This is a genomic window from Kitasatospora sp. SUK 42 (genome assembly GCF_015776785.2).
GTDB lineage: Bacteria > Actinomycetota > Actinomycetes > Streptomycetales > Streptomycetaceae > Kitasatospora.
Genome location: NZ_LFMD02000002.1, coordinates 595,083 through 601,318, shown reverse-complemented (window position 1 = coordinate 601,318; position 6,236 = coordinate 595,083). Strand labels below are relative to the sequence as shown.

Sequence of the window (6,236 nt, the reverse complement as noted above, 5' to 3'; positions counted from 1 at the left end):
GGGGCCGGGGCGCCCTGCGGGGGGTAGCCGTAGCCGGGCGGGGGCGGCGGGGCCTGGCCGGGCTGGGGTGCCCACGGCGCCCCGGGCGCGGGCTGCGGGGCCTGCGGGGCGGCGGGGTACGGCTGCGGCGGCTGCTGCTGGGCCTGCGCCTGGTGCTGCCAGCCGGACTGTTGGGCGGCGGCCTGCTGGGCCCGGATGATGTCCTCGCCGACCAGGGTGGCCAGCTCGAAGTACGCCTCGCGGACCTTGGGCCGCATCATGTCGAGGTTGACCTCGGCACCGGCGGCCAGGCTCTCGTCGAAGGGCACCACGACCACGCCGCGGCAGCGGGTCTGGAAGTGCGCGACGATGTCCTCGACCTTGATCATCTTGCTGGTCTCGCGCACCCCGGACACCACCGTGATGCTGCGCTGCACCAGGTCCGCGTAGCCGTGCGCGGAGAGCCAGTCCAGCGTGGTCGAGGCGCTGGAGGCGCCGTCCACGCTGGGGGTGGAGACGATGATCAGCTGGTCGGCCAGGTCCAGCACCCCGCGCATCGCGCTGTACAGCAGGCCGGTGCCGGAGTCGGTCAGGATGATCGGGTACTGGCGGCCCAGTACGTCGATGACCTGGCGGTAGTCCGAGTCGTTGAAGGTGGTCGAGACGGCCGGGTCGACGTCGTTCGCCAGGATCTCCAGGCCCGAGTTCAGGTCCTGCGAGGTGAACTGACGGATGTCCATGTAGCTGCGCAGGCGCGGGATGGCCGTCACCAGGTCGCGGATGGTCGCGCCGGTCTGGCGCTTGACCCGGCGGCCGAGGGTGCCGGCGTCCGGGTTGGCGTCGATCGCGATCACCTTGTCCTGGCGCTCACTGGCCAGCGTCGCGCCGAGCGCGGTGGTGGTCGTGGTCTTGCCGACGCCGCCCTTGAGGCTGATCACGGCGATCCGGTAGCAGCTCAGCACCGGGGTGCGGATGATCTCCAGCCTGCGGGCCTTCTCGGCCGCCGCGGCCTTGCCGCCGAACTGGAACCGCGGATGCTGGCGCTGCTGCTTGGGCTGGCTGCGCAGCAGCCGGTCCGAGGACAGCTCGACGGCGGCGGTGTAGCCGAGCGGCGCGCCGTGCGCGGTCTGCTGCGGGGCGGCGGCCTGCTGGAACGCGGCGGGCGGTGGCGCGGCGGGGTTCTGCGACCAGGGCTGCGCGGGGCCCGGCTGCTGCGGCTGTACGGGCTGCGGCTGTACGGGCTGGCCGGGCTGGGCCTGGAGCGGCGGCGGGTAGGCGGCGGGCTGCGGCCAGCCGTGCTGGCGCGGGTCCACCGGGCCGGCCTGCGGCTGGGCGGGCGGCACGGGGTGGGCGGGCTGGCCGGGCTGGGGCTGGCCGGCGACCGGCTGCTGGGCCGTCCACGCGGCCTGCGGGTCCCACCCGGGCCGCACGTCCTGCGCCGCCTGCGGAGGCTGCGGCGCCATCGGGTGCTGCGCGGGCAGCGGCTGGGGGGCCGGCGGCTGCGCGAAGTGCTGCGGCGGCCCGGGCTGCGGCGCCGGGTACGGCTGCGGGGCGCTCGGCTGAACCGGAACAGGCGCCGGAGCCGGGGCGGGGGTCGGAGCCGCGGTCGGGAACGGGACCTGCTGCGCCTCGGCCTGGACGGCCGGAACCGGCGGCACCGGAGCGGGGGCCGGAACCGGCTCGGCGGCCGGGACCTGGGCCTGGACCTGGGCCTGGACCGGAGCGGCCGCCGGAGGCTGGGCCTGGGCCGGGACGGGCGCCGGAGGCTGAACCTGGGCCGCCGGAGCAGGTGTTGGAGCCGACGTCGGAGCGGGCACCGGAGCAGGCTCGGCCGCAGCCGCCGGAGCGGCGGCGGTCGCCTCGGCCGGAGCCGCCGCCGGTTCCGACTGCACGTACCAGGACGGGGGAGTGTAGTCAGGCGCGTCGGACCAGTCGTCGTCGTCCTCTGCCGCGTTGTCGCCGACGTAGACGCCGTCCCGATCGCTGCTCACTAGGGCTCCCTCGTGTTCGCCGCCGCTTGTTCAGCGGTGCCGTTGCCGCAACAAAGACTAGGCCGTACGGCAGCCCCCGTTGAAGGCGGCTTCGGATCCGAACCAGGACGACCCGGCCCTCACCGGCGCCTCAGTCCATCCGCCGCGGACCGCCGAGCACCTGCAGTTCGGCCTGCCCGGCCACGGCCCTGACGTACTGACGCCGCATCCGGGTGGCCCACAGGGTGAGGTCGTCGCCGAGGGTGGGCAGCGCGGCCACGTCCTCCGGTGGCAGCGACAGCACCCGGCCCGTCAGTTCCGCCTCCTGGGGGGAGATCCGCTGCACGCCGACCAGGTCGGCGGTGTTCAGCACCCGGGAGGCGTTGGGGCCCAGGTAGGGCAGCAGGGTCAGGGTGGTCTGCCAGGGCGCGGCCGAGAGCCGGCTGCGCGGCGGACGGGCACCGAGGTCGCGCACCACCAGCACCGGCGAGGCCACCGAGGCGCCCTGCGGGCCGAGTCGGCCGACCTGGTGGACCGTCACGCACGGCTGCCCGCCGCCGGCGGCCTGCGCCATCGGGCCCCAGAGCTGGCCGCGGGCGGTCTCCACCGCGACCCGGGCGCCGACCGCGGCCGCGCGCAGCGCGATGACCTGCGCCGTCCACACGCCGCCGACCAGCACCAGGTCGTACGCGCTGGGGCGGAACAGGCCGAGCACCGCGGGCAGTCCCTGCGGGTCGACGCCGATGACCACGCCGTCGTCGCCGACGGGGAAGGCCAGCGCCGCGAGGTCGGCGGCCTCGATCACGTGCTTCTCCCGGCGCGGGCCGCGCAGCCCGAAGCCGGGCAGGATCCGCGGCCGGGCCCGCCGCCGCTCGGCGCCGGGCTGCGGGCCGGGGGCCGGATAGGTCTGGTACGCCATCAGGACGCTCCTCCCAGCGGCAGGGTGGCGAGCATGCCGGGGGCCTGCTCCAGGTCGAGCCGGACCAGACCGACCCCGGCGCTCTGTGCCCGCGCCTCCACCTGGCGGCCGACCTGGCCGACCTCGCTCTCGTTGCGCCCGGTCACCCGAAGGTGTCCGCTGACGGTCACCGAGCCGCCGGTGCCGTGCCCGGCGGTCAGGCTGAAGGTGCTGGCCAGCGCCGCGGATCCGGTGATCAGGTTGACCAGGTCCGGCGCGCCGATCCGGCCGGGGGCGCCGCCGGGGCGGCCCAGTTGCGGCCAGCGGGAGATCCAGTAGGTGCTGTGCCAGCGGTCGTCGATCCGCCAGAAGCGGTTGCCCTCCTGGGTGCGGCGGGTGGTGCCGCCGCCGCTGCCGGTGCCCTGGCGCCCGGCCACCGCGATCGGGTTGGCGCAGGTGGCGATGGCCAGGGCGGCGATCAGCTCGCGCTCGTCCAGGACGGTCGCGTTGAACCCGGCGCTGTTGAGCCGCCCGGCCAGCTGGTCGGTCACCCGCTGCAGCGCCTTGCGGGCGCCCTCCTCGCCGCCGCCGCGGGCCCGGACGGCGGTGGCCGCCCGTTCCGGGTCGAGCTTGAGGGCGACCCAGGTCAGCCGCAGTCCGGGGGTGGAGGTGCCGTCCGGGAGTTCGCGGTAGGCGCGGGCGGCCAGCGACTGCTCGGGCAGGTGCGGTGCGGGTGCGGGCTGGGTGTGCTGGACCAACTGCACCGACTCCAGGGTGATGTCGTCGACGGTGAGCGCCGAGCAGATCACGTCCAGCGGCAGCGGCAGCGCGGTGCGCACCGGGCGCAGCGGCAGGTCCTTGGCCTGGATCAGCAGCACCGAGGTGAGGAAGGTCCCGTCGCCGACCATGCCGGTCTCCCGGCGGACGGGGCGGCCGCCGAGCTCGGCCTCGGTGGCGTGGGTGCAGGTGCGCAGGCCCGGTTCGAGCTCCAGCGCGGGCGCCAGTGCCGGGTCGGTGCCCGGGGGCGGCAGCAGCGTCTTCGCCTGCCTGCGCCGGGACTTGAGGGCGGATCGGACGCGTAGCAGCTCCGGGATGGTGCGGCCGCGCAGCGGGACGACCGCGAGCACGAGCAGGACCAGTGAGACCGCGCCGAACCCGGCCGCGACCGGGCGGCTGATGGTCCAGCCCACCGCGACCAGGGCGGCGGCGACCTCGACCAGGACGAGCTGTTGGAGCTTCAACCGGCCGCCGAGCAGCCCGGGTCGGGGGTTCACGCGGATCTGGACGGGGCCGCCGGCGGTGCTCGTCGTCGGCGGGTGGACGGCCGGGGTCCCGGCGGCCGGGCCGCCGTGCTGGGCCTGTCCGGACCGGCGCGACCTCCCGCCGCGCGCGGTGCCGCGGCGTCCTGGAGCGGTCTGGCTTGGCATCCCCCGATGGCCCCCTCTGATCCGTTGTCGCTGATCCGTTGTCGCGGCCCGGCTGGCTGGTTCGCGGACCGTACCCGTACCGTACTCACCGTCTGCTGCCGCATCGTAGAGGGTTTGGGCCGGTTCCCGCCCGGCGGGTGCGGGCCGCGGGGCGGGTCGCGGTGGTGGCGGCCGACAGCGCCGGCACACGTCCGGCACACGTCTGACGAGGGGGACGACGAGGATGGCATCGCGCCGGGACGAGCTGAACGCGTACACCTTCGCCCGCAAACGCACGGTGGGGGCGTTCCTGCTGCCCGCCGGCGGCGGCAGCGACGAGGACGCGCCGCGCCCGGTGAAGGCGGTGCTGCCGAGCGTGCTGGTCGGGGCGGTGATCGTGGCCGGCTTCGGGCTGTGGGGGGTGTTCAAGCCGAGCGCGCCGCTGAAGTGGGACGACGGCTCGAACATCATCCAGGGCAAGCAGTCGACCACCCGGTACGTGGTGTTGACCGACCCGGACGGCCGGACGAAGCGGCTGCACCAGGTGCTCAACATGTCCTCGGCGCGGCTGGTGCTGCCCGCGAACGCCAAGGTCGTGGTGGTGGACGACGGGGTGCTCGACCGCTACCCCAACCACGGCCCGACGATCGGCATCCCGTACGCCCCGGACAAGTTGCCGACCAAGGACAACGCGGGCCAGTCGATGAAGTGGGCGGTCTGCGACCGGCCGGGCTCGGACGACAAGCAGGAGACCGTCAACCAGGCGGTGTTCGTGGCCGCGGGAGCGGACGCGGCGGCGCTGGCGGCCAAGGACCGGATGCTCGGCCCGGACCAGCTGATGCTGGTGCAGCAGGCGGACGAGCAGCAGGTCTCCGCCGCGCCGGCGCAGGGGCAGCCGGCCGCGGGAGCCGCGCAGGTGTACCTGGTCGACGCGCAGGGCCGCAAGCACGGGATCGGCTCGGCGCAGTCGGACGACAAGGAGCGCAAGTCGCTGGTCACCGCGGTCTTCGGGCCGAACGCGGTGCCGCAGCGGGTCAAGCGCGACTGGCTGGACACCCTGGTGAACGGCACCCCGATCACCTTCCCGCAGCTCAAGGAGGTTTCCGACAGCCAGGTCCCCAACTCCTCGGTGGCGCTGGGGAACGCGGAGGACCGCAGGGTCGGCCGGCTGGTGCACTACCAGGACCGTCACTACGTGGTCGGCAAGGACCGGCTCTTCCTGGTCACCGCGTTCCAGGCGGAGCTGATCCGGCAGAACCCGGCGTACCAGGTGCTCTACAAGTACGACCAGGACAAGAAGCCGCGCAGCGACGAGCTGACCCCGGCCGACCAGTCCAAGTACGGCAGCGACGCGGCCCCGCTGCCGGACACCGCGGCGGACTGGCCGCTCAAGTCCGGCTCGCCGGTGAACAACTGGCAGGACCGCCAGGACGCCCGGCTGGTCGTCTGCAGCACCTTCGACGGCGTCGCCGAGGACGGCCGCACGCCCCGGCGCAGCGTCTGGGCCGGGACGTCCTACCCGGCGCAGTACAACAACGGTGCGGGCGCCGCGTACGTGACGCCCGGTCACGGCCTCTTCTACCGCGCGCAGGACGGCACGGCGGGCGGCTCCGGCACCGACTTCCTGATCACCGAGACCGGCCTGCGCTACGCCGTTCCGTCCAACGGCGACGGCGGCCACGCCACCGCCCAGCCCGGCCAGACCGCCCAGCCCACCCAACCCGGCCAGACCGGCACGCCGAAGGCGCCGACTCCGCAGCCGGGCGGCACGGACCCGGGCGCGCCGAACCAGCAGCCGTCCCCGAACCCCGACGACCAACCCGGCGGCAACCAGGCCAGGTTGGGCTACCAGGGCCTTCAGCCGCTGCCGGTGCCGCGCGAGTGGTCGAACCTGGTTCCGGCCGGTCCGCCGCTGACCGCGAAGAGCGCCGCGCAGCCGCAGAACGCCTGATCGGCCAAGCCGGGCAACGGAATTGGACTCAG

4 protein-coding genes are annotated in these 6,236 nt (G+C 75.0%); 1 reads left to right on the top strand and 3 read right to left on the bottom strand.

Features of this window, described 5'->3' with window-relative positions:
* The 3 genes from RZ50_RS02470 to eccE all read right to left on the bottom strand — a co-directional run.
* Positions 1-1,970: AAA family ATPase (locus tag RZ50_RS02470; protein ID WP_217680200.1), on the bottom strand; the 1,970-nt coding region annotated here is incomplete at its 3' end.
* A gap of 130 nt (positions 1,971-2,100) precedes the next feature.
* Complete coding sequence (locus tag RZ50_RS02465; protein WP_196952382.1) at positions 2,101-2,868, bottom strand: hypothetical protein; 768 nt, start codon at positions 2,866-2,868, stop codon at positions 2,101-2,103.
* Positions 2,868-4,274: a type VII secretion protein EccE gene (gene eccE / locus RZ50_RS02460; RefSeq protein WP_196952383.1), complete on the bottom strand. Its 1,407-nt coding sequence runs from the start codon at positions 4,272-4,274 to the stop codon at positions 2,868-2,870. Before eccE ends, RZ50_RS02465 begins: the two co-directional genes overlap by 1 nt.
* A gap of 223 nt (positions 4,275-4,497) precedes the next feature.
* Between eccE and RZ50_RS02455 the strand changes: the two genes are divergently transcribed.
* Positions 4,498-6,204 (top strand): type VII secretion protein EccB, encoded by a 1,707-nt coding sequence (locus RZ50_RS02455; RefSeq protein WP_196952384.1) that lies wholly within the window; start codon positions 4,498-4,500, stop codon positions 6,202-6,204.
* Positions 6,205-6,236: the final 32 nt, after the last annotated feature.

Excerpts from the sequence above, each read along its gene's own strand:
- RZ50_RS02465 (WP_196952382.1), bottom strand. The coding sequence starts at position 2,868 with ATGGCGTACCAGACCTATCCGGCCCCCGGCCCGCAGCCCGGCGCCGAG.
- RZ50_RS02455 (WP_196952384.1), top strand. The coding sequence starts at position 4,498 with ATGGCATCGCGCCGGGACGAGCTGAACGCGTACACCTTCGCCCGCAAA.
- eccE (WP_196952383.1), bottom strand. The coding sequence starts at position 4,274 with ATGCCAAGCCAGACCGCTCCAGGACGCCGCGGCACCGCGCGCGGCGGG.